Raw genomic sequence first — 23,189 nt, forward strand, 5'->3', positions numbered from 1 at the left:
TTTACTTCAAAATTGTTACCCGTTCTTTTTGATTTTTTTTATAACGAAAATTAATAAAATCATTAAGGCTATAGTTAAGTAAATGTAAATCATATTGTTATTGGAATTGTATAAAGGCGAATTTTCACCAATAATAATTAATGATGCCCAATAATATGGTGATGCTTCACTATGACTATGATTTTTCAGATAATTTATTTTTGCAAGACGCAAAGATTGACTTTTAGACTTTCCATTTTGAAGAAATTTATAAAATTCAACTGTAATCTCTTGGTTTGATTTATCATTTACATTCCATAGTGAAGAAATTATACTATTTGTTCCAGAGTAAAAAAAGCCTCTTGCTAAACTATAGACCCCTTCACCAATATTTGATTTTCCAATATTACTTTTACAAGTATTAATTACGACCAGTTCTGCTTGATTTGAAGAAGTATATAGTTCGTTTAAAAGTAATTTTTTGTCATGAAAAGCAATCCAAGGAGAAATAGAATCATTAGAATTAGCATGGGTTGCTAAATGAATAATTTTGTAACTATTGAAGTTGTTAATGAACATGCTTTTAGAAGCTTTCTTCCCGTTTAAACTTTCACCATTTAAGCTTTTTGCTATTTGATTGACTTCGTCCTTGCTGTATGATAAAACAGGCAAACTGTCATAACTAAAAGTGTATGGGGCAAACCCAATGAAATTATGCTTTGCATTTCGCTCCAATTTTGAATTCTCAATTAAAAAAGATAATGAATAGTTGTATATAACCTCGTTCTGATAGATTAAGTAATCATCTGATTTTGGGTTAGTCACTAGTGATTCAAAAGGTATGAATTGTAGGTCATTGTCTGGAATAATAATTAAACGATTATTTAGTTTTATTAATTCCCTTAAAAAATTATTTGGAAATAGATTACGATATAATTCGTGAGATATGTTTTTGAATTTTTTCAGTTCCTTTGAGGTTTCGAATGGTTTTGAAACTAATTTTCTGTATTCAAATACAAGAGAATCAAAATGCTTTAGGTTTTTAATTTCAAATACTAGTGATGTGTCTTTTGTTATAGCAACCCCATACAGGGCGTCATACTGATTTTCTGTTTTATCCCATATATAAGATATACAAGTTGTATTAATGTCTATATGCTTTTTTATAACATTAAGATTGTAGATTGGTACGTTTATTTTTGTATTATAATTAGGATATTTATTTTTCAATGAGTTTTCAAAAAAATCTAAATCTTTCTGCTTTTCAAAGAGTAAGTTCTTTAAACTATCGTTATTATTCTTACTTAATAAATGTTTTAAGTAATACGTTTCTTTTTTTAATGATTTTTCATGCTTTAGATCTGATTCTGAAATACCAAATTCAGATTTCTTTTCATTTTTTAGTATGCTATTAAGAAGCAACATTGCTTTGTTTTTTTCACTAAAATAGAGTGCTTTTTCTGAATCATTAAGTAGATGAGATATGTGAGTGCCTAATAAATAAAAAGAAGAAGCTTGTTTTTTCCAAAAAAGTTTAGAGTCCTCGTTGGTTAAATCCAGAAGGATTTCATCCAAAACATAGTCGGCTAAATCAATTGTTTTCAGAGCATTTTGGAGGTGTAAATTATTTTTACTCTTTTGATGAAGTTTTATCCAAGCATAATATTTTTCAAATAGTATAAAAGCTATATCACCTTTTTTAGAGGCTTGTTTTATCGTTTCTGTTTCTGGTAAGCTATTTAAATTTTTTAGTTTAGTATGTGTTACAGATTCTAGTGCTTTATTATGATAGTAAAGTGCTTTTAAAGGGTCGTTTTTGAGATAGTAAGAAATGCCTATATTTCTATATATAGTGTAATTGAACTTATCACCATAACGTAGGGATTCTAGCAGGTATTGAAGGGATAGATTTATATTATCTGAACTTGATTTAGAGCCTTCAGATAAATAAAGTGAACCAATATTGGAGAGCGATAAATAGATTAAATTTGAAGAATTTGCTTTTTTTGCAATTGACAGAGCCTTATGATGATAATTTAATGATTCTTCTTTTAGATTTATACGTTTATAGTAATTTCCAAGGTTATTATTAATAACATGTTTTAAACTATCAGAAATTTTAATTTCTGTAGACAAATAAATTGCTTTTTCAAGCCATTCAATACAAGTTAAATACTTATCATAAGTATTTAGTTTTTTTGTTGTTTTAGCAATGTCAATGTAATTTTCTAGTAATTTATGTTTGTTTTTTTTATTTATGTAAATCGCTTTTTCGTAATAGATTATTGCTTTATGGTAATCATGTAGCTTGTCATAATGTTTGGCTAAAGAGTCATAAATATCTGGGTTTTCAACTAGGTTTTGCGAATTTGACGTAATACTATTTTGGTTTGGGTTTTTAATATTTTTAAGGCTGTCTATTGTTTTTTGTGAATAAGCAAAAGACAGCCAAAAAAATAAAATCAAGAAAGCACTAAAATGCTTATGTGATTTAAAATTGGTAAGCTGAATCATTAATGATAGTACTGGAATAGTTTGAGTCAATGAGACCGCAAGTTTCACCAGATACACAACAATCATCAAATAGCCAACTTTCATCTTGTCCATTTTCATTTAAAATTATTAATATATCAAAATCATCTCGAATATCTTCTTTTATGATTTCAGTAACTGTAGGTGAATATGTAATATCTACGACAGATGGTAAAACTTGTTCTTGAATGTAAGCACTATTTTGAGAAATTAAGTTGTCTACTAAACTCTGGTCATCGTCAAAAAACATCCAAACTTGTGTTAAAGGGTTATTTGTGTTAAAAGATGTACTTGCATAAGCTGTAATACCATTAAAATTGTTAGATGTTGTTGTTCGTTCATTTAGGGTAGTTGTATTATAGTAAGTTATTCTGTAATAAACAATATCCCCTTGGCCAGCTAAATTAGAAGATTTCCTATACTGATTTTGACTCTCAATTTGAGTATTCAAATCATTAAGTATATTTTCTTCTTTAATCTTTAATTCAGTATCGCTTTTTGATTCAATAGAGCTGTCCTCAATTGAACAACCACTGGAGATAATAATCATTAATATTAACACTAATTTAATTTTTTTTGTTTTCATGATATAAGTTTTAAATTCATAATCTCGTTCAATTATATATATATTTGTTACCCACCTTTGTTTAAAAAAATTAATAGATTAAATGAAAAACTCTAATTATTTTTTAAATGCATTGTATAACAATGACGAGAAAATTATTCTCGAAATTTATGAAAATAATTTTCGGAAAGTTTTAAAATTTGTTATTAATAATAGTGGAATTCAAAAAGATGCTGAAGATGTTTTTCAAAAAGCACTTATTCAAATAATTACTAGAGTTAAGGTCAAACAGTTTGAAATTAAATCATCTTTTGACGCTTATTTGTTTGTGGCATGTAAAAATTTATGGAGAAGAGAATTAAATAGACGAAAAAAAATGGTAACATATCAAGTTTCTTCTGAACCTATTAATGAGTTTAAAGATGCAGCTTTAAGTATTTTGGAACAAGAGAGATGGGAATTCTTTCAGGAGAAACTAGAATTAATATCTAAAAATTGTAAAGAAATACTAAAATATTACTTTAATAAAACACCTTACAAAAGTATTGCAGAAAAGCTAGGTTATAACAATGACTTGGTTGTTAGACAGCGAGTTTTTAAATGTAAGAATAAATTAATTGAAATGATTAAAAATGATGTGAGATTTAATCAGCTAGTAGAATTATGAGTCTTTCTGATGATTTAAAGAAAAAAGCAGATGATTATGTTTTTGGCAGCATGTCCAAACAATTAAGATCTGAATTTAAAAAAAGAATCGATTCTGATTCAGAATTGGCAGCTTATATTAAAGTGAACGAAGAAATGAAGAGCCAATATAATGATGAAGATTGGTTTTTTATCGATAGAAAGCATAGTGATATTGATAACCTTGAAAGTTTTTTAAAGAATTCTAAAATTCAAGAGCTAAAAAAAACTATTCAAACAATTAATCACAAACACTTCGAGAATAAATCAAAATCAAAAAAAAAGAATAGGTATTACTATCTTTTGGCAGCTTGTTTAGTTTCATTATTAGGTTATTTCGTTTTTAATACCTCACAATCAACTTTGGATGTTTATACTGAATATAGTGATTGGAGTACTTTGCCTTCTTTAACTTCTAGAGGAGAATCTAATAGAGATTTACTTCATTCTGCTGAAGTTGCATTTTTGGAGCAAGACTATGAAAAGACAAAAAAAATGTTAGAAAAATATTCTGACTTAAATTCTATAATTGACCCTAATGCATCACTATATCTTGGAATCTCTTATTTAGAAACCAATGATTTTGATAGTGCTATAGGTACTTTTGATAAACTAATTCAGAGTAATTCATTGGATAGTTCTAAAGGGTTTTGGTATAAGGCATTAGTTTATTTAAAAGCAGGAGATAAGAAAGGTGCTAAAAATATTTTAAAATTGATTGTGAAATCTCCTTCTAACTATAACTATGAAAAAGCTAGGGATATTTTGAAAGACATTGATTAATTAATAATGAATAAACGAACTATATATTCAATCGTAGCTATCGTTTTAGTAATTGGTATATATAGTTTCGAGTATTTTCTAGATAAAAACGAAAAAGATACTATTGTAGAGCAAGGCAAATTGCCAAAGAATCCTACAATTACATTTTTTCTACCAACAAGTACTACAGGTCAAATAGTGCATCATAAAGGGTATTCGTTGAGTTATAGCGAACCTCATGAACAAGCAGAGTGGGTCGCTTATGAATTAAAAAAAGAACACCTTTCCAATTCGAATTTTAAGAGACCTTATTTTGAAATAGATAAAGCAGTAAAAACGGGTGCAGCTAGTTGGCGAAACTACAAGAATTCAGGTTTTGATAGAGGTCATTTGTGTCCTGCAGGCGACAGAAAATATAGTAAACAAGCTCATGATGAAACGTTTTTAACTAGTAATATTAGCCCTCAAAAACATGAATTCAATTCAGGGGTTTGGAATACTTTAGAACAAAAAGTACGCTATTGGGCTAATCGATATGATGGTGTTTTTGTGGTTACAGGTGGTGTTTTAAAAGGAAATTTGAAAACAATTGGTAATGAAGATGTATCTGTGCCCAATCAGTTTTATAAAGTTGTACTGGATTATAATTCAGGCAATCCAAAGGTGTTAGCCTTTATAATGCCGCATAAAAATTCAGATAAGCCCTTATATGAATTTGTAGTTTCGGTTGATGAGGTTGAAGCGCTTACAGGAATTGATTTTTTTCCAGAAATGGATGATGAAATAGAAAACATAGTTGAATCTACAATAAATTATAAGAATTGGGTTTTCTAGTCTAATAAAAACAAATTTTTCAAAATGTTAGCTAGCTTACATTTTGACAATGTTTTCAAGTTTAATTTAGCTTTTCAATAATAAAAATCTACAAAAAATGAAAAGTAAATTACAAAACCGAAACCCCAAATTTCATGTAATCTTAACCTCATTATTAACATTTGTATTTGCTATTTTTATAAGTCAATCTAATGTTTTAGCTCAAAATCAGAATAGTAGAGTAGATGGTGGTGTTATTTCGACAAATGACAATACTTCAATTTGTATTGATTCTGAAGCAGATCCCATTAATGTTACTGTTGAAGGTGATTCAGGTCGCTTGAGACAATGGATTATTACCGATGATAATAATAACATTTTGGCGTTGCCTGACGCACCACCTTTTGATTTAAATGGTGCTGGTCCAGGAGTTTGTAGAATATGGCATTTAGCGTACAATGGAATTCCACCATTTAGGAGAATAAGCAATTTAGATGATTTAAGAGGACGTTTTGATTTATCAAATTATATTGAAGTCACACGAACCATGTTACCTGAAGGCGGCGAATTAGCTATAGCTGGAAGTGGCGATACAGAAATTGAAATCTGTGCAGGTGACGGAGAGAGTGATGCTTTTGATGTGACATTGGATGGTGCCATGGGAGATAATTCATTATGGGTTATTACGGATGCTAACTTGAATATATTAGGAACACCACCAAGTCCACCATTTGATTTAGAAGGCGCAGGCGAAGGTGTTTGCTTAATCTGGCATTTAAGCTATGCAGATAGTGTTGATTTAACTGGGGTTACAAATGCGGCAGATCTTATGGGATGTTATGATTTATCTAACCCAATTACGGTAACCAGAAATGGCGTTAATGGTGGCGAATTAGCCATAGCGGGAAGTGGTGATACGGAAATTGAAATCTGTGCAGGCGATGGAGAGAGTGATGCTTTTGATGTGACGTTGGAAGACGCCATGGGAGATAATTCATTATGGGTTATTACGGATGCTAATTTGAATATATTAGGAACACCACCAAGTCCGCCATTTGATTTAGAAGGCGCAGGCGAAGGTGTTTGCTTGATTTGGCATTTAAGTTATTCAGATAGTGTTGATTTAACAGGTGTCACTAATGCCGCAGATTTAATGGGATGTTATGATTTATCCAATCCAATTACGGTAACAAGAAATGGCGTTAATGGTGGTGAATTAGCCATAGCTGGAAGTGGCGATACAGAAATTGAAATCTGTGCTGGCGACGGAGAGAGTGATGCTTTTGATGTGACGTTGGAAGACGCCATGGGAGAAAATTCACTATGGGTAATTACGGATGCAAACTTGAATATATTAGGAACACCACCAAGTCCGCCATTTGATTTAGAAGGCGCTGGTGAAGGTGTTTGCTTAATCTGGCATTTAAGTTATTCAGATAGCGTTGATTTAACAGGTGTCACTAATGCCGCAGATTTAATGGGATGTTATGATTTATCCAATCCAATTACGGTAACAAGAAATGGCGTTAATGGTGGTGAATTAGCCATAGCTGGAAGTGGCGATACGGAAATTGAAATCTGTGCAGGCGATGGAGAGAGTGATGCTTTTGATGTGACTTTGGATGGTGCCATGGGAGATAATTCATTATGGGTAATTACGGATGCTAACTTGAATATATTAGGAACACCACCAAGTCCACCATTTGATTTAGAAGGCGCAGGCGAAGGTGTTTGCTTAATCTGGCATTTAAGTTATTCAGATAGCGTTGATTTAACAGGTGTCACTAATGCCGCAGATTTAATGGGATGTTATGATTTATCCAATCCAATTACGGTAACAAGAAATGGCGTTAATGGTGGTGAATTAGCCATAGCTGGAAGTGGTGAAACAGAAATAGATATTATAGCAGGTGATGGACAAAGCGATGCTTTTGATGTGACGTTGGATGGTGCCATGGGAGATAACGCGTTGTGGGTAATAACAGATACCGATTTAAATATCCTAGGAACACCGCCAAGTCCACCATTTGATTTAGAAGGCGCAGGTGAAGGTGTTTGCTTGATTTGGCATTTAAGTTATGCAGATAGCGTTGATTTAACTGGAATAACAAATGCAGGTGACCTTATGGGTTGTTACGCATTGTCTAATCCAATAACAGTAACTCGAACTGAAGCTTTAAATAGATTTAATCTATTCCCAAATCCTGCAACAACAAATACAACCTTACAATTACCTGAAACGGGTTTAAACACCTATGATATTTTAGTTTATGATTTATACAACACAGAAGTCATTAAAAAAAGAATTAAAACAAGTGTTACAAAAACCACTGTTGAATTGAACCTAAATAGTTTGAATGTTGGCCCATATATTGTTGTAATTGTTAATCAATCAACCGGCGAAAGAACTGTGAAAAAGCTATTGAAAAAGAATTAAATACTTTTTATCATTGTAGCTTAAAAGAGTGGTGTTTACATCACTCTTTTTTTTATGCCTTGCCATCTTGTTTTACGAATAAATTGCCCTTGTTCTTCAGTAACCAGAAATGATTGATTTTCTTTTTTTGCTTTTAAATAGCCTTGCATATAGTCTTTAAAAAGTATAAAACTCCGTTTTTTAAAGGCTAATTTCAACGCTGAAATTAGCGTAATAATAAAACCATATCGTAATTTATACATGGCTTCTCCCTGAAGGTGCTTGGCTGATTTATTATAACTTTTCCCTGTTGGTTTTAAGTGTTTTACATGAAGCGAGTCATCTGTCAATATTTTCCAATTGTAAAATTTCGCTAATAATTCATCAACCGTGTCCCAGCCCATTGAGGGTTTTAATTTGCCTATTTGTAAAAAGCAATCTTTTCTATACGCTTTTAAAGCACCGCGAATGTGGTCTTTACGAGTAAGATTTTCAAGAATCCAATTGTCGTTTTTTTCTATGTAACAAAAACCAGAGGCCATACCCAATCGAGAATCACGCTTAAAATGTGTGGCTAAAACCTTTAAATAATTTTTTGGAAAAATAAGGTCAGCATCAAACTTACATATTACGTCATAGTTCTCATCCAAAGTTTCAAATCCTTTATAAAATGCAGTTACTATTTTCGTGCCAGGTAAGTGTTGGTCAGTCGATTCAATATCAAGAAGTGATATCCAATCATATTTATCAACATAAGATTGAATTATTTCAGCAGTTTTGTCTTTAGAGTGATCATTTACTACAACCAGTTTTTTTGGAAGTAAGGTTTGATTTACCAAAGACTCTAATGTTGAACCTATATAGGCTTCTTCATTATGGGCTGGTATGACGATATAGAAATTCAAAATTTTAAATTCTTTCTGCGTAGACTATATAATATCTAGGTGTAAACCATCTCAAAATTGGCCTAATTCCAATTTTTTTAGTTGGATTGGTCCATTTGTCTCTTGCTATAATTTTCCAGCCTGCTTTTTCCAATAACCAATCAAACTGCCAATCTTCAAATTCATGATAATGTCTATCTCGCATATCTGTTTTGCTCCTATATGCCGTGGAAAACCACAATCGCAAAGGCACGCTAGCAACTAATTTATCCGATTTAATAGCTTGTAAAACGGTAAAAGGAGAAAGAAGATGTTCAAATATTTCAAAAGCCGTAACAACATCAGCATTAGAATTTTCAATGGTAGCTTTGTCTAAATCTAAATCTTCACCAAAGGTATTTTCAACTGAATATCCCATTTTCTTCATAATATCAGAAAATGGATTTGAAACCCCTAAATCTAAAATTTTAGAATCTTTAGATATATGTTTTTGCAAAAATTCAGCGGTGTGCTTAAAACGTTTATTAGGGAATGTTTTTTCGTACATGTTTATTTTCCGCAAAAGCGGTAAACTTATTATTTATTGCTGATATACAACGGCATTAATATTCATGCCTGCGCCAACACTAGCAAATATAATAATATCTCCTTTACTAATTTTTTGATTTTCTAGTTTGCCATTCAAAATCATATCGTACAATGTGGGAACTGTGGCTACGCTTGAGTTGCCTAACATGTTTATGGTCATGGGCATAATGCCATCTGGCATTTCCATGTCATATAATTCATAAAAACGTTTTACGATGGCTTCATCCATTTTTTCATTAGCTTGATGAATGAGTATTTTTTTGACATCTTTTATGTCAATTCCACTATTATCCAAACAGGTTTTTAAAGCCTTTGGCACATTGGTAATGGCAAATTCATAAATTTTACGACCATACATTTTAATGTAACGTCTTTGGTCAGTAATTTCGGGATGATTCGTTTCACCAAAATAAATGAAATGGGCTTCATCATAAGTGAATGTAGCTGTTTCATGGGCAATGATACCACACACTTCTTCTGTTCGCTCAACAATAACAGCACCAGCACCATCACTATAAATCATAGAATCGCGATCGTGTTTGTCAACAACTCGCGATAAGGTTTCGGTGCCAATCACCAGACAACGCTTCGCAATACCCGAAGCAATAAAAGCTTTTGCCTGAATAACACCTTCTAGCCATCCAGGGCAACCAAAAAGTATATCGTACCCAACACACTTGGGATTTCTAATCTTTAATAAATGCTTTATTCTTGAGGCAATACTAGGAACGGTATCGCTTTGTTGACTTTCATGCTTTACATCACCATAATTATGGGCAACAATGATATAGTCAATAGTTTCTTTATCAATATTAGCATTTTCAATGGCTTTTTCTGCTGCAAAAAAACCAATGTCAGAATTTAAGAGATCATCCTTTATGTAACGTCTTTCTTGAATGCCAGTTATGGCTTTAAATTTTTCAACAATGACTTCATTTGTACTGTTAATTGAGGAGCCATCTGCATTCAAAAATTCATGATTATAAAAATTTTCGTTTTTTTCAACGGTACTGGGAATATAGCTTCCAGTTCCTGTGATTTTTATGGCCATAATTAATGCTATTAATAATCCTTATTACGAAACTAGTCATAAAATTATGAAGTTAAGCATGATTTTGTATTTATGCATTTATTTTTGTTGTTTTAATAAAAAAGACTGTTTTAATTTAAATATTATTCAACAAAAAAGCCTTCAAAATTTGAAGGCTTGAAGATAGTTCTTTCTAGATTTTTAGGCTTCCATGTACTCTTCAATTGGAGCACAAGTACATATTAGGTTTCTATCACCATAGGCATCATCTACACGCCTTACAGTTGGCCAAAACTTATTTTCTTTTACATACTCTAATGGGAAAGCGGCTTGTTCTCTGGTGTAAGGCATTAACCATTCATCAGCCGTTATCATATCTAAAGTATGTGGAGCATTCCTTAATATATTATTATCATCATCTTTTGATGTTGCGTCAATTTCCTTTTTAATGGCAATCATGGCATCACAAAAACGATCCATTTCGGCTTTACTTTCGCTTTCAGTAGGTTCAATCATGAGTGTTCCTGCTACAGGGAATGATACCGTTGGAGCATGAAACCCATAATCCATCAAACGTTTTGCAATATCAGTAACTTCAATACCATTGGCTTTAAACGCTCTACAGTCCACAATCATTTCGTGGGCTGCTCTGCCGCGTTCTCCAGAGTACAAGGTATCAAACTGTCCTTCTAAACGTTTTTTAATATAGTTGGCGTTTAAAATAGCAATTTTTGTAGATTGAGCTAAACCTTTAACTCCCAGCATCTTAATGTAAGCGTAAGAAATTAGGCATACTAAAGAGGAACCAAAAGGCGCTGCAGAAATTGCAGAAATTGCTTGATCTCCTCCAGTTTTAATTATTGGATTACTCGGTAAAAAAGGAGCTAACTGTTTTGCAACACAAATTGGTCCAACACCTGGTCCACCACCACCATGGGGAATAGCAAAGGTTTTATGTAAATTTAAATGACATACATCAGCACCAATATTTCCTGGATTAGTTAAGCCAACTTGGGCATTCATGTTGGCACCATCCATATAAACCTGACCACCATTATCATGTATAATTTGTGTAATTTCTTTTATAGCAGATTCGTATACGCCGTGCGTTGATGGATATGTCACCATCAAGCATGATAAATTATCTTTGTGTAATTCTGCTTTCTCTCTTAAATCTTCAACATCAATATTTCCTTTGTCAGTAGATTTGGTAACAACTACTTTCATTCCAGCCATTACAGCACTCGCAGGATTGGTGCCATGAGCCGAAGAAGGAATCAAACAAATATTTCTATGATGGTCTCCTCGTGATTCATGATATGCTTTTATAACCATTAATCCAGCAAACTCACCTTGCGCACCAGAATTAGGTTGCAAAGAAGTCGCAGCAAAGCCTGTGATTTCAGTTAGTTGCTCTTCTAATTCTTTTAGAATTATTTGGTAGCCTTGTGCTTGCTCAACGGGTACAAAAGGATGTATTGTTCCCCAGTTTGGAGAACTTAATGGCAACATTTCTGCAGCAGCATTCAATTTCATGGTACACGAACCCAACGAAATCATCGAATGGTTTAAAGACAAATCCTTACGCTCCAATTTCTTGATGTATCGCATTAATTCCGTTTCCGAATGATGCGAATTAAAAACGTCAAGTGTTAAGAAATCAGATTTACGTTGTAATGCGCCAGCAATATTGTTTTTATTAGTTAGTGACTGAATTTGATTAACGTCTTTTTGAGCAGCTTTGGCAAAAACAGCAACTATTGCGTTGGCGTCTATCAAGTTAGTAGTTTCGTTAATAGCGATGACTACAGAGCCCGAATCTGGATAGTAAAAGTTTATACCGTTTTCCTCCGCAATGGTTTTGATCTTAATTGCATCTGCTTTAAAATGTAATGTGTCGAAATAGGACGTATTCAGTTGCTCGAAACCCAATTGCTTAAGAGAATCAGAAATTGAAGTAGCCGTATTATGAACTCTATTGGCTATAAACTCTAAACCTTTTGATCCATGATAAACAGCATACATACCTGCCATAACGGCCAATAATACTTGCGCAGTACAAATATTTGAAGTTGCTCTGTCTCGTTTTATATGCTGTTCTCTCGTTTGTAATGCCATGCGTAAGGCACGATTACCATTCATATCTTTTGTAACACCAATAATACGACCTGGGATATCTCGTTTATAAGCTTCTTTGGTTGCAAAGTAGGCAGCATGTGGTCCACCATAACCCATAGGTATTCCAAAACGTTGTGTAGTACCAACAACAACATCTGCACCAAATTTTCCAGGTGCTTCAAGCATGACTAAACTTAAAATATCAGCTGCAACGGCAACTTTTATATTATTTTCATTTGCTTTTGTAATGAATGATTTTATATCAGTTATCTGACCGTGTTTTCCAGGATATTGAAGAATCGCTCCAAAATATTCTGTAGAAAAGTCAAAATCATTTTCACTGCCAACAACCAATTCAATTCCGATAGGGTTTGAACGTGTTTCTAAAAGTGATAATGTTTGTGGGAGTATGTTTTCAGAAACAAAAAATCTGTTTACACCAGCTTTCTTTTGGTCTCTATCACGAACAGCGAATAATAAACTCATGGCTTCAGCAGCCGCTGTACTTTCATCTAATAATGATGCATTTGCCAATTCCATACCAGTTAAATCGGTAATCATGGTTTGGAAATTCAATAAAGCTTCTAAACGACCTTGAGCAATTTCAGCTTGATAAGGTGTGTAAGCTGTGTACCAACCTGGGTTTTCAAGAATGTTTCGCTGAATAACTGCAGGTAAAATAGTCGGGTGATACCCTAAACCAATATAAGTTTTATAAGTTTTGTTTAGCTTAGATAATTCATGAATATGCGTAAGGTATTCTTGCTCACTCATGGCAGAATCTAAATTAAGCTCATTTTTCAAGCGAATATCATCTGGAATGGTTTCGTAAATGAGTTGCTCTAATGAGTCTATACCAATTGTTTTTAACATTTGGTCTTGGTCCTTTTCTCTAGGTCCTATATGACGTTGTGCAAAAGCAGTTGTATTCATTAAAATGTTGTGTTGAATTTAAGGCGCAAAATTACGGAATAATTCACGTTATTATGTTAATGAAAATGAAAGTTTTTAACCAATTAAATGGTTTATTAACACTTTCCGTATTTTTGTGTTATGGGACTCTTTAAGAACGTTTTTGATTTTTATCTTAATAGCAGTATTCATGTGGCACTATCTGTTTATGCATTGACATGGATTACCTTGATGACATTTCAAATTAATTACGATGAAAACATCTTATATTTTAATTTTTTTGCCACAATTACGGGTTATAATTTTGTGAAGTTTTTTGGTCTCGCCAAGTTTCATCACAGAAGTTTAGCCAACTGGCTAAAAGTAATACAAGTTTTTTCACTTATTTGTTTTGTAGCACTTTGCTATTATGCGTTGAGATTAGAAACCAAAACTCTTTTATGGATTGGTGGATTTGCAGCCGTAACTTTTTTGTATGCTATTCCATTTTTACCAAGACATATTTTTGTAGATCAACAGCAAAATTTAAGAAGTGTTAGTGGTTTGAAAATTTATGTTATTGCATTAGTTTGGTCTGGTGTTACTGTGTTTTTACCACTAATGAATAATGACTTTACTATTAATTTTGACGTTGTAATAACAGCGGTTCAGCGGTTTTTGTTTGTTATTGTCTTGATGTTGCCTTTTGAAATTAGAGATATGAGATATGATAGTATCAAACTGGCTACAATTCCTCAAAAAATAGGTATTAAGAAAACAAAAATCATGGGAGCTATATTTTTGTTAGCATTTTTTTCTATAGAATATTTAAAAGATGAATTAAATTTTGAAAGTACAATAATACTCTTTGTAATAAGCTTATTGACTTTTTTGTTTGTCTTCTTTTCAAAGGAGAATCAAGGAAAATACTATAGTGCCTTTTGGGTAGAAGGGATACCTATATTTTGGCTAATTATATTAAAGTTGTTTAGTTAGCTCTTTTTCGAATTCATTTTTTAATACCTCACGTTCATTATTCTGAAGACAATCTATTCTTGATTTTTGAATTACTGTAGTTAATTGTTTGTTCTTCTTAACGTAAGCGCGCGTAAATCTGCACCATGTGTATCTAATATTTAATTCAATTTTTTCCCAAAGTGAAGCTTCGTGGTATTGTGCTTTATCACAAATATGTTTTGCCTGCTCACAAGAAATAAATAAAAACCCCTTTTTCATGCTCTAATTAAACCAGTTTTTTTCCATACACTCGGCCATTGCTGTCCGAGCTCTATGAATTATTACCCACAAGTTAGACGCAGTGATGTTTAATTCATTACAAATTGTTTCTGTTTCTAACCCTTGAATGGTTTTCATTTTAAAAACTTGGGCTTGTTTGTTTGGTAATTTGTCCAAACAAGCATAAATAGCATCACCCAATTCATCATTAACCAGTGTGTCTTCTGCAGTTTTATCAAACGGATCTGCTACACGCTCTTCAAGCCAGCTACCTTCCTCTTCATCACTATTATAGTCCATTCGAACTTCGGCTTTTCCTTTTTTGGAATTAATTTTCCGATAATAATCGATAATTTTTCTTTTTAAAATGGAAATAAGCCATGTGCGCTCACTAGCTTCACCTTTAAAGTTTTTCATAGACTTTAAACTGGCTACAAACGTATCTTGAACCAAGTCTTTAGCCATTTCCCTATCATTTACACGCGAAATGGTGTAATTGAACAGGTAATCGGAATAGCGGTCAATCCATTTTTCAGGTTCAATTGTGTGCTTTGACATTCTTGTTTGCTAGCAATTTTTATCAAAAATAAGCTAAAAATTCTATTTCTCAATCAACCCAGCACGTTTTAATAAGGCTTCTGGGCGTGGCTCTTTTCCTCTAAATTGTTTATACAACGTCATAGGGTCATCTGTACCACCTTGCGAAAGGATATTGTTTTTAAATTTATCGGCAACGTCACGACTGAAAATACCAGATTCTTTAAAAAACTCAAATGCGTCCGCATCCAAGACTTCAGCCCATTTGTAACTATAATATCCAGCACTATAACCACCTTGAAAAATATGTGAAAACGACGTACTCATGCAGTTTTGGGCAACATCAGGATACAAACGTGTGTTTTTAAAAGTTTCTAGTTCATGATTTTTCACATCTTTGATGTTAGAGGGGTCATCACCATGCCAACTCATATCCAATAAACCAAAACTCAACTGTCGTAGTGTTTGCATGCCTTCATGAAAAGTAGCAGAAGCTTTTATTTTTTCAATTAGCTCCATTGGAATAAGGTCACCAGTTTCGTAGTGTGTCGCAAAAAGTTCTAATGCTTCTTTTTCATAACACCAATTTTCTAAAACTTGACTTGGTAATTCAACAAAATCCCAAAATACGCTAGTCCCAGATAGGCTAGGATACTTTGTGTTTGCTAGCATGCCGTGTAAAGCGTGGCCAAATTCATGGAACAATGTTGTTACTTCATTAAAAGTAAGTAATGAAGGTTTTGTTTTAGTAGGCTTTGTGAAATTACAAACTATGGAAATATGTGGTCTACTGTTTTTACCATTTTTAACAAATTGCGGTTTGTAAACCGTCATCCAAGCACCATTTCTTTTGCCTGGCCTAGGGAAAAAGTCAGCATAGAAAATTGAAACCAAATCGCCAGTTTCGTTGGTAACTTTATAGGTCAAAACATCTTTATGGTATTTATCAATTGTCGAGACCTCTTCAAACTTTAGACCGTATAATTTTTCAGCAATAGTAAAAACACCACTAATAACGCTTTCAAGTTTAAAATAAGGTTTTAGCTTTTCGTCATCGAGATCAAATAGCTTTTGTTTAAGTTTTTCAGAATAATAAGCACCATCCCATTTTTGTAATTGGTCAATATTATCTAGTTCTTTTGCAAATTTTTCCAAGTCCTTAAATTCACTTTCGGCAGCTGGTTTAGCTTTTTCCAGAAGGTCATTAAGGAATGTTTCAACAGTTTGAGGATTTTTTGCCATGCGCTCTTCCAAAACAAAATGAGCATGGGTTTTATAGCTTAATAAGTTGGCGCGCTCATGTCTTAATTTTGCAATTTGTAAAACGTTATCTTGATTATCATGTTTGTTATTTTGAAAGGCTTTTGCTCCAAATGCTATTGCTAGTTTTTTACGCAGTTCACGATTATCTGCATAGGTCATAAATGGTATATAACTAGGGTAGTCTAATGTAATAATCCAGCCTTCTTTGTCTTTGCTTTCAGCCATTTGCGCTGCAGCTTCTTTAGCGCCTTCCGGTAATCCTGAAAGATCGTCTTCGTTTGTAAGGTGAAGTTCATAGTTGTTTGTTTCGGCTAATATATTTTCTCCAAATGTTAACTTCAGCTTACTCAATTGCTTATCAATGTCACGAAGTTGTTGCTTTTTGCTTTCAGATAAATTAGCACCATTTCTTGAAAAGCTTTTATACTTTTTATCTAATAGCGTTTGTTGTTCTTTAGTAAGATTTAGTTCGTCTTTTTGGTCATAAACAGCTTTTACGCGTTTGAATAAATCGGCATTTAACGTAATGTCATTACTAAATTCAGATAATAACGGTGAAACCTCTTGCGCTATTTTTTGAATCTCATCATTTGTTTCGGCTGAATTTAAATTGAAAAAAATACTTGAAATTCTATCTAATTGTTCACCAGCAAAATCTAGAGCTTCAAGCGTGTTTTCAAAAGTAGGTTCATCTGGATTTGAAGTGATGGTTTTAATTTCTGCTTTAGCATCTTCAATCCCTTTTTTAAAAGCAGGAAGAAAATGCTCATTCTTTATTTTTGAAAATGGAGCTGTATTAAATTGAGTATCAAAGGGTTTATTCAGGATGTTCATATATTGTTTTCATTCAATTGAAAATCAACGTGTTATTTTTCTTACTAAATAATTGATTTTCTGTTTATTAACTTAATTTTAAGACCTTTTGGTCTTGCGAATATGATATTTAATATTACTTTTGTGGCAGATTTTTCATGAGAGTTTATAACTCTTTAAAAATTTATTGATTAATAGCGTTAAAAACCTCGGCAATTGCCGAGGTTTTTTTGTTATAAATCTTTTGAAGATTCTATGACTTTAGCCTTTAAACCTTCCTTATATTCAATGATTTTATTCAAGACAGCCTGATCAGAACTTCCAATTATTTGAGCGGCTAAAATACCTGCATTTTTAGCGCCATTAAGAGCAACAGTTGCCACTGGGACGCCTCCAGGCATTTGTAAAATTGATAATACAGAATCCCAACCATCAATGGAATTGCTACTTTTTACGGGAACACCAATTACTGGGAGCGGAGACAACGAAGCAATCATTCCAGGCAAATGTGCTGCACCACCAGCTCCAGCGATAATGACTGAAAAACCTCTTGTGTGTGCATGTTTACCATAATCGAATAATTTTTCAGGTGTTCTATGTGCCGAAACAATATCGACTTCTACTTCAATATTCAATTCTTTTAAGATGTTTATAGCGTCTTGCATAATAGGCAAATCGCTTTTACTTCCCATAATAACTCCAACTTTACTCATAATTATTCGCTTATAACTTTAATAGTATTTTTAACATGTTCGGCAATTTGTCTAGCTTCATCAATATTTTCATGCACTATCGTAACATGTCCCATTTTTCTGAATGGTCGTGTTTGTTTTTTGCCATAAATATGCGGTGTAACACCATTCATTTTCATAATGGCTTCAATGTTTTCATATTTTACATTACCAGTATATCCTTCAGCACCAACTAAATTAACCATGATACCACCAACTTTACTGTTGGTTTTTCCTAACGGTAAATTAAGGATGGCTCTAATATGCTGTTCAAATTGTGAGGTGTAACTAGCCTCAATAGATTGATGGCCAGAATTATGTGGTCTTGGAGCTACTTCGTTAACTAGAATATCATTGTTTTGTGTTTGGAACATTTCAACAGCTAGTAATCCAACATGATTAAAAGCTTCAGAAACTTGTAAAGCTACTTGTTGTGCTTTTTCAGCAACAGGCTTCTCAATTCGCGCTGGACAAATAACATACTCTACTTGATTAGCCTCTGGATGAAACTCCATTTCTACAACTGGGTACGTTTTTACATCACCATCTACATTTCTAGCTACAATTACAGATAACTCATTTTTAAAAGGAATCATGTCTTCAGCAATACATTCCACATTTGGTAGATTGTCCAAATCTTTTAGAGAGCGCACCACTTTAACGCCATTACCATCGTATCCAAATTGAGCACTCTTCCATACAAAAGGAAACTCTAAACCACCATTGCTAACTGCATCTTCAATTTCTGACGTATATGCAAAACGCGTGAATTCTGCAGTTGGAATGTCATGATCACGGTAAAATAATTTTTGCGTCGCTTTATTTTGAATGGTGCGTAGTGTTTTAGAACTCGGATAAACTTTTATGCCCTGCTTTTCAAGAGTTTCAAGTGCATCTGTATTGACGTTTTCAATTTCAAAAGTTAAGATGTCAACATCTTTTCCAAACGTAACAACGGTGTCATAATCCATTAAATCACCAACATGAAAATCATTTGAAGCTATCTTACAAGGAGCCTCTGGACTTGGATCCAAAACTTTGGTAAAAATATCGAACTTACGGGTTTCGGTAAGCATCATTTTTCCTAGTTGACCGCCACCTAGAATGCCAAGCTTAAATTCAGAAGAGAAAAAATTCATTATCTTGATTTTGCACAAAAGTACAAATCAAAATCCTCTGAAAAAACTAAATGCCAAACAATCTAAATGAGAATTCGTAAAACGTTAATCAAATGATTATCTTTGCGTTTCTAAAATAATTAGTAAGTGATTAAACTCCACGATTTATACTTCAAGCCTTTTATCTCTGAACAGGACATTCAAGATGCTGTTTCTAGAATGGTTAACACCATTGCAAATGATTTGGCTGATAAAGTTCCAGTGTTTATTGGAATTTTGAATGGGTCGTTTATGTTTGTGAGTGACTTTGTAAAGAAATATCCAAAGCCATGTGAGGTTACATTTATAAAGTTAGCATCTTACGAAGGCGTTAAATCAAGTGAAGATATTCAACGCTTAATTGGATTAACCCAAGATTTAACTGGTAGAACAGTTGTTATTTTAGAAGACATCATTGATTCTGGTAATACTTTGAATGAAGTGCATCGTATTTTTAAAAATGAAAATGTTAAGCAATTGCTTATTGCAACATTGTTTTACAAACCGGAAGCATACAAGAAAGACTTTAAATTACATTATGTAGGTATTGAAATTCCTAATAAGTTTATAGTTGGTTACGGACTTGACTATGATGGTTTGGGTAGGGATTTGCCTGAAATATATCAACAAAAAACAACACAGCACATGACAAATATCGTACTATTTGGCCCTCCAGGAGCTGGAAAAGGAACGCAAGCCAATTTTTTAAAAGAGAAGTATAATTTGGTACACATTTCAACAGGAGATGTGTTTCGATTTAACATAAAGAATGAAACGGCTTTAGGAATGTTGGCAAAATCGTTTATGGATAAAGGCGAATTAGTTCCTGATCAAGTAACTATTGATATGTTAAATGCTGAAGTAGAAAAAAATGCGGATGCCAAAGGTTTTATTTTTGATGGATTCCCAAGAACCAATGCTCAAGCAGAAGCTTTAGATAAACTCATGGATAGCAAGGATTCGCAAATTAATGCCATGATTGCTCTTGAGGTTGATGATGAAATTTTGGTTGAACGCCTTTTAGAACGTGGAAAGAGTAGTGGTCGTGCCGATGATGCTGATGAATCCATTATAAGAAACCGAATTACAGAATACTATAAAAAAACAGCCATTTTGAAGGACTATTATGCTGAACAAAATAAATATTTTGGTGTAGATGGTGTTGGCAGTATTGAAGATATTACTGAACGTTTGAGTGACGTAATTGATAAATTATAGTTGTCATTCCTGCGAAGGCAGGAATCTCATAAACCTTTTTTAAGAATTAATTCAAAAAAATCCCTCGTTCGAGGGAAGTTAAACATGACTGAAGGAAACTTTGTTGATTATGTAAAGCTTTATGTAGCCTCCGGAAATGGAGGCAAAGGTTCAGCGCATTTACATCGTGAAAAATATATTGAAAAAGGCGGTCCTGATGGAGGTGATGGTGGTCGTGGAGGTCATGTAATTATAAGAGGTAACGAGAATCTTTGGACACTTTACACTTATAAATTTAAACGTCATTTTAAAGCTGGTCATGGTGAGCATGGTAGTAAACAACGTAGCACTGGTGCTGATGGAGAAGATGTTTATATGGACGTGCCGTTAGGAACTGTTGTTCGCGATAAGGAAACCAATGACATTTTATTTGAAATCACAGATCATGGTGAGGAAAAAATTATTGCAGAAGGCGGTATGGGAGGTCGTGGTAACTGGCATTTTAAAAGTTCTACTAATCAAACTCCACGCTATGCCCAACCAGGAATTCCAGGGCAAGAATGTGAAATAATCCTAGAGTTAAAAGTGTTAGCAGACGTTGGACTTGTTGGTTTTCCAAATGCTGGGAAATCAACATTATTATCAGTTATCACTTCGGCTAAACCAAAAATAGCAGATTATGAATTTACAACCCTTAAGCCTAATTTAGGTATTGTTGAATATCGGGATCATCAAACATTTGTAATGGCGGATATTCCTGGAATTATTGAAGGCGCTGCTGAAGGACGTGGTTTAGGACATTATTTTTTGAGACATATTGAACGTAATTCGGTCTTATTGTTTTTGGTTCCAGCAGATGCCGATGATATTAAAAAGCAATACGACATACTTTTAGATGAATTGAAACGCTATAATCCTGAAATGCTTGATAAGGAACGATTAATAGCTATTTCAAAAAGTGATATGCTCGATGAAGAATTGAAGGCTGAATTGAAGGAAGAACTGGATAACAATTTACCAATAGATTATTTATTTATATCTTCCGTTGCTCAAAAAGGTCTTCAGGAATTAAAAGATAAACTGTGGGCCATGTTACAATTATAAACTATTTTCAGTGTGAGGCAGTATATTAAAAATATTGTTGAGTTCAACGATAATAGAGCCAGTAAAGTATTTGCTATTTTCATTCAATGTTTGATTTTATTATCAATCATTACGTTTTCAATTGAAACTATTCCCAATTTAATGCCCGAAACCAAAACCGTTTTATATGGTATTGAAGTATTTTGTGTTGTAGTTTTCACTATTGAGTATCTGTTAAGAATTTATGTAGCAGATAGTAAACCGAAGTTTATATTTAGTTTTTTTGGAATAATAGACTTTCTGGCCATTCTACCATTTTATTTATCCTTTGGTGTTGATCTACGCTCATTAAGGGCCTTACGGTTTTTGAGGCTTTTCAGAATATTGAAGCTCGTTAGATATAATCGTGCCATGATTCAGTTTACAACAGCCATAAAATCGGCAAAAGAGGAGATATTATTATTTCTATTTATTACGCTTATTTTAATTTATTTCTCCTCGGTTGGCATTTATTATTTTGAAAACGAAGCGCAACCAGAACACTTTTCATCAATTTTTGATAGTCTTTGGTGGGCTATTGTAACCCTTACTACTGTTGGCTATGGTGATGTGTATCCAATAACTGTGGGCGGAAAAGTCTTTACGTTTTTTATTCTACTCATAGGATTGGGAATTGTTGCTATACCAACTGGAATTATTTCTTCGGCACTAACTAAATCGGTTGATAAGAAAGACGCTTAATTTTTATTATCTTTAAAAGAAAAATGAAAAGATTTTTCACACTCATTTTCTGCATAGTTCTTTTTTCATGTGGTGTTACAGTAAACTATGATTATGAAAAAGGCACTGATTTTAGTCAGTATAAAACGTATCATTATTTTGATGACATGAAAACAGGATTAAGTGAACTAGATTCCAAACGTTTTTTTGGCGTTTTAGACAATGCCTTGTCAGCCAAAGGGTTTACATTATCTGAAACACCTGATTTCATAATTGATATTAAAAGTGAAACCTATCAATCTGCTCAAAGTTCAACAGTTGGTTTTGGAGTTGGTACTGGAGGTGGAGGTGTATCAGTTGGTATGCCAGTTGGTGAAGGCAATATGAGCAGACAAATTATTTTTGATTTTGTTGATGGTAAAACCCAACAACTTATTTGGCAAGCCATCAGTTCTGAACCCAATTTACCTGAAAATACACCTGATGCACGAGAAGCTCAATTTAGAGCTGTTGTAATGAAAGTTTTGGACGGATTTCCTCCCAAAAAATAGTATTATAAATATTGAATCGCATTAACAAATTTGTTTCTGCTGTACTTAAATAATTTAATTCAAAACAATAATAAAATGAAAACACTTGTAAAAATTTTACTCACACTTTTAATTTCTGTTTCAGTAAAAGCTCAAAATACTGTTGGTCCTTTGGACGGTTATGCACCTCAAGTTGGAACTCTAGTGTCTATGCTTAATGACATGAAAAATCGTGTGGAGCGTACTGTAGGTAATTTGTCAGTAGAAGAATTGGATTATTTGATGGATGACAAATCGAATAGAATAGGTTCTCTAATTATGCACTTGGCAGCTACTGAAAAATTTTATCAAGTTTATACCTTTGAAGGTCGGGAATTCAATAAAGAAGAGGAAGAACAATGGGGAACAGCCATGAGTTTAGGTGATGAAGCGCGTGACAAATATCAAGGCCATGATGTTCAATATTATTTAGATGCTTACACCAAAGTTCGAGAAAAAACTATGGAACTAATGAAACAAAAAGACGATGCTTGGTTGGCTGAATTGAATGCTGCAGGAAATATGAATTACCATTGGGCTTGGTACCACGTTATGGAACATCAATCTAGTCATTTGGGACAAATTTTATTACTCAAAAAACGATTACCAAATAAATAGATA

At 33.1% G+C, this 23,189-nt stretch carries 21 protein-coding genes; 10 read left to right on the forward strand and 11 right to left on the reverse strand.

Annotated features, from left to right (window positions below; all coding sequences use genetic code 11):
- Window positions 1-15 precede the first annotated feature (15 nt).
- Complete coding sequence (locus tag C1S72_RS11045; RefSeq protein WP_230401638.1) at window positions 16-2,586, reverse strand: CHAT domain-containing protein; 2,571 nt, start codon at window positions 2,584-2,586, stop codon at window positions 16-18.
- Entirely contained in the window at window positions 2,471-3,097 is a 627-nt protein-coding gene (locus tag C1S72_RS14535) for a hypothetical protein (RefSeq protein ID WP_230401620.1), read from the reverse strand. The genes C1S72_RS11045 and C1S72_RS14535 overlap by 116 nt, the downstream gene beginning before the upstream one ends.
- A gap of 82 nt (window positions 3,098-3,179) precedes the next feature.
- Here C1S72_RS14535 and C1S72_RS11050 point away from each other — a divergent pair, with 82 nt between their 5' ends.
- The 4 genes from C1S72_RS11050 to C1S72_RS11065 all read left to right on the forward strand — a co-directional run bounded on the left by C1S72_RS11050 (window position 3,180) and on the right by C1S72_RS11065 (window position 7,772).
- Entirely contained in the window at window positions 3,180-3,743 is a 564-nt protein-coding gene (locus C1S72_RS11050) for an RNA polymerase sigma factor (protein ID WP_104735649.1), read from the forward strand.
- On the forward strand, window positions 3,740-4,543 hold the full coding sequence (locus C1S72_RS11055; protein WP_104735650.1) for a tetratricopeptide repeat protein: 804 nt from the start codon (window positions 3,740-3,742) through the stop codon (window positions 4,541-4,543). The genes C1S72_RS11050 and C1S72_RS11055 overlap by 4 nt, the downstream gene beginning before the upstream one ends.
- A 6-nt stretch (window positions 4,544-4,549) precedes the next feature.
- A complete protein-coding gene (locus C1S72_RS11060; protein ID WP_104735651.1) occupies window positions 4,550-5,356 on the forward strand; it encodes a DNA/RNA non-specific endonuclease in 807 nt (268 codons plus the stop codon).
- A 97-nt stretch (window positions 5,357-5,453) separates the two neighbouring features.
- On the forward strand, window positions 5,454-7,772 hold the full coding sequence (locus C1S72_RS11065; protein WP_104735652.1) for a T9SS type A sorting domain-containing protein: 2,319 nt from the start codon (window positions 5,454-5,456) through the stop codon (window positions 7,770-7,772).
- A 35-nt stretch (window positions 7,773-7,807) separates the two neighbouring features.
- Here the strand turns inward: C1S72_RS11065 and C1S72_RS11070 are convergent, their stop codons facing one another.
- From C1S72_RS11070 to gcvP, 4 genes are all read right to left on the reverse strand, one after another.
- Window positions 7,808-8,656 carry a glycosyltransferase family 2 protein gene (locus C1S72_RS11070; protein WP_104735653.1) on the reverse strand — a complete coding sequence of 283 codons (849 nt, stop codon included), beginning with the start codon at window positions 8,654-8,656 and terminating at the stop codon, window positions 7,808-7,810.
- A 4-nt stretch (window positions 8,657-8,660) separates the two neighbouring features.
- The gene (locus C1S72_RS11075; protein WP_104735654.1) at window positions 8,661-9,182 is read right to left on the reverse strand and encodes a methyltransferase domain-containing protein; all 522 of its coding nucleotides are present in this window, start codon (window positions 9,180-9,182) and stop codon (window positions 8,661-8,663) included.
- Between the two features lie 33 nt (window positions 9,183-9,215).
- A complete protein-coding gene (locus C1S72_RS11080; protein ID WP_104735655.1) occupies window positions 9,216-10,274 on the reverse strand; it encodes a 3-oxoacyl-ACP synthase III family protein in 1,059 nt (352 codons plus the stop codon).
- 180 nt (window positions 10,275-10,454) lie between these two features.
- A complete protein-coding gene (gcvP, locus tag C1S72_RS11085; protein WP_104735656.1) occupies window positions 10,455-13,304 on the reverse strand; it encodes an aminomethyl-transferring glycine dehydrogenase in 2,850 nt (949 codons plus the stop codon).
- Between the two features lie 120 nt (window positions 13,305-13,424).
- Here gcvP and C1S72_RS11090 point away from each other — a divergent pair, with 120 nt between their 5' ends.
- A complete protein-coding gene (locus C1S72_RS11090) occupies window positions 13,425-14,258 on the forward strand; it encodes a UbiA prenyltransferase family protein (protein ID WP_104735657.1) in 834 nt (277 codons plus the stop codon).
- On the opposite strand, the gene C1S72_RS11095 is transcribed toward C1S72_RS11090, so the two are convergent.
- From C1S72_RS11095 to C1S72_RS11115, 5 genes are all read right to left on the reverse strand, one after another.
- Window positions 14,241-14,498 carry a hypothetical protein gene (locus C1S72_RS11095; RefSeq protein WP_104735658.1) on the reverse strand — a complete coding sequence of 86 codons (258 nt, stop codon included), beginning with the start codon at window positions 14,496-14,498 and terminating at the stop codon, window positions 14,241-14,243. The two genes, C1S72_RS11090 and C1S72_RS11095, sit on opposite strands and share 18 nt — an antisense overlap.
- Before the next feature lie 3 nt (window positions 14,499-14,501).
- Window positions 14,502-15,056, reverse strand: a complete 555-nt coding sequence (locus C1S72_RS11100) for a sigma-70 family RNA polymerase sigma factor (protein WP_104735659.1) — start codon at window positions 15,054-15,056, stop codon at window positions 14,502-14,504.
- A gap of 42 nt (window positions 15,057-15,098) precedes the next feature.
- Window positions 15,099-17,132 carry a M3 family metallopeptidase gene (locus tag C1S72_RS11105; RefSeq protein ID WP_104735660.1) on the reverse strand — a complete coding sequence of 678 codons (2,034 nt, stop codon included), beginning with the start codon at window positions 17,130-17,132 and terminating at the stop codon, window positions 15,099-15,101.
- Between the two features lie 212 nt (window positions 17,133-17,344).
- Window positions 17,345-17,824: a 5-(carboxyamino)imidazole ribonucleotide mutase gene (gene purE / locus C1S72_RS11110; RefSeq protein WP_104735661.1), complete on the reverse strand. Its 480-nt coding sequence runs from the start codon at window positions 17,822-17,824 to the stop codon at window positions 17,345-17,347.
- 2 nt (window positions 17,825-17,826) lie between these two features.
- The gene (locus C1S72_RS11115) at window positions 17,827-18,981 is read right to left on the reverse strand and encodes a 5-(carboxyamino)imidazole ribonucleotide synthase (protein WP_104735662.1); all 1,155 of its coding nucleotides are present in this window, start codon (window positions 18,979-18,981) and stop codon (window positions 17,827-17,829) included.
- A gap of 126 nt (window positions 18,982-19,107) precedes the next feature.
- Here C1S72_RS11115 and C1S72_RS11120 point away from each other — a divergent pair, with 126 nt between their 5' ends.
- The 5 genes from C1S72_RS11120 to C1S72_RS11140 all read left to right on the forward strand — a co-directional run bounded on the left by C1S72_RS11120 (window position 19,108) and on the right by C1S72_RS11140 (window position 23,186).
- A complete protein-coding gene (locus C1S72_RS11120; protein WP_104735663.1) occupies window positions 19,108-20,217 on the forward strand; it encodes an adenylate kinase in 1,110 nt (369 codons plus the stop codon).
- Between the two features lie 84 nt (window positions 20,218-20,301).
- Complete coding sequence (gene obgE / locus C1S72_RS11125) at window positions 20,302-21,300, forward strand: GTPase ObgE (RefSeq protein ID WP_104735664.1); 999 nt, start codon at window positions 20,302-20,304, stop codon at window positions 21,298-21,300.
- A gap of 12 nt (window positions 21,301-21,312) precedes the next feature.
- A complete protein-coding gene (locus C1S72_RS11130; RefSeq protein ID WP_104735665.1) occupies window positions 21,313-22,020 on the forward strand; it encodes an ion transporter in 708 nt (235 codons plus the stop codon).
- A gap of 23 nt (window positions 22,021-22,043) precedes the next feature.
- Complete coding sequence (locus tag C1S72_RS11135) at window positions 22,044-22,550, forward strand: DUF4136 domain-containing protein (protein WP_104735666.1); 507 nt, start codon at window positions 22,044-22,046, stop codon at window positions 22,548-22,550.
- Between the two features lie 75 nt (window positions 22,551-22,625).
- Entirely contained in the window at window positions 22,626-23,186 is a 561-nt protein-coding gene (locus C1S72_RS11140; protein ID WP_104735667.1) for a DinB family protein, read from the forward strand.
- The last annotated feature ends 3 nt before the right edge of the window (window positions 23,187-23,189 follow it).

This window comes from Hanstruepera ponticola (genome assembly GCF_002940745.1).
Taxonomy (GTDB): domain Bacteria; phylum Bacteroidota; class Bacteroidia; order Flavobacteriales; family Flavobacteriaceae; genus Hanstruepera; species Hanstruepera ponticola.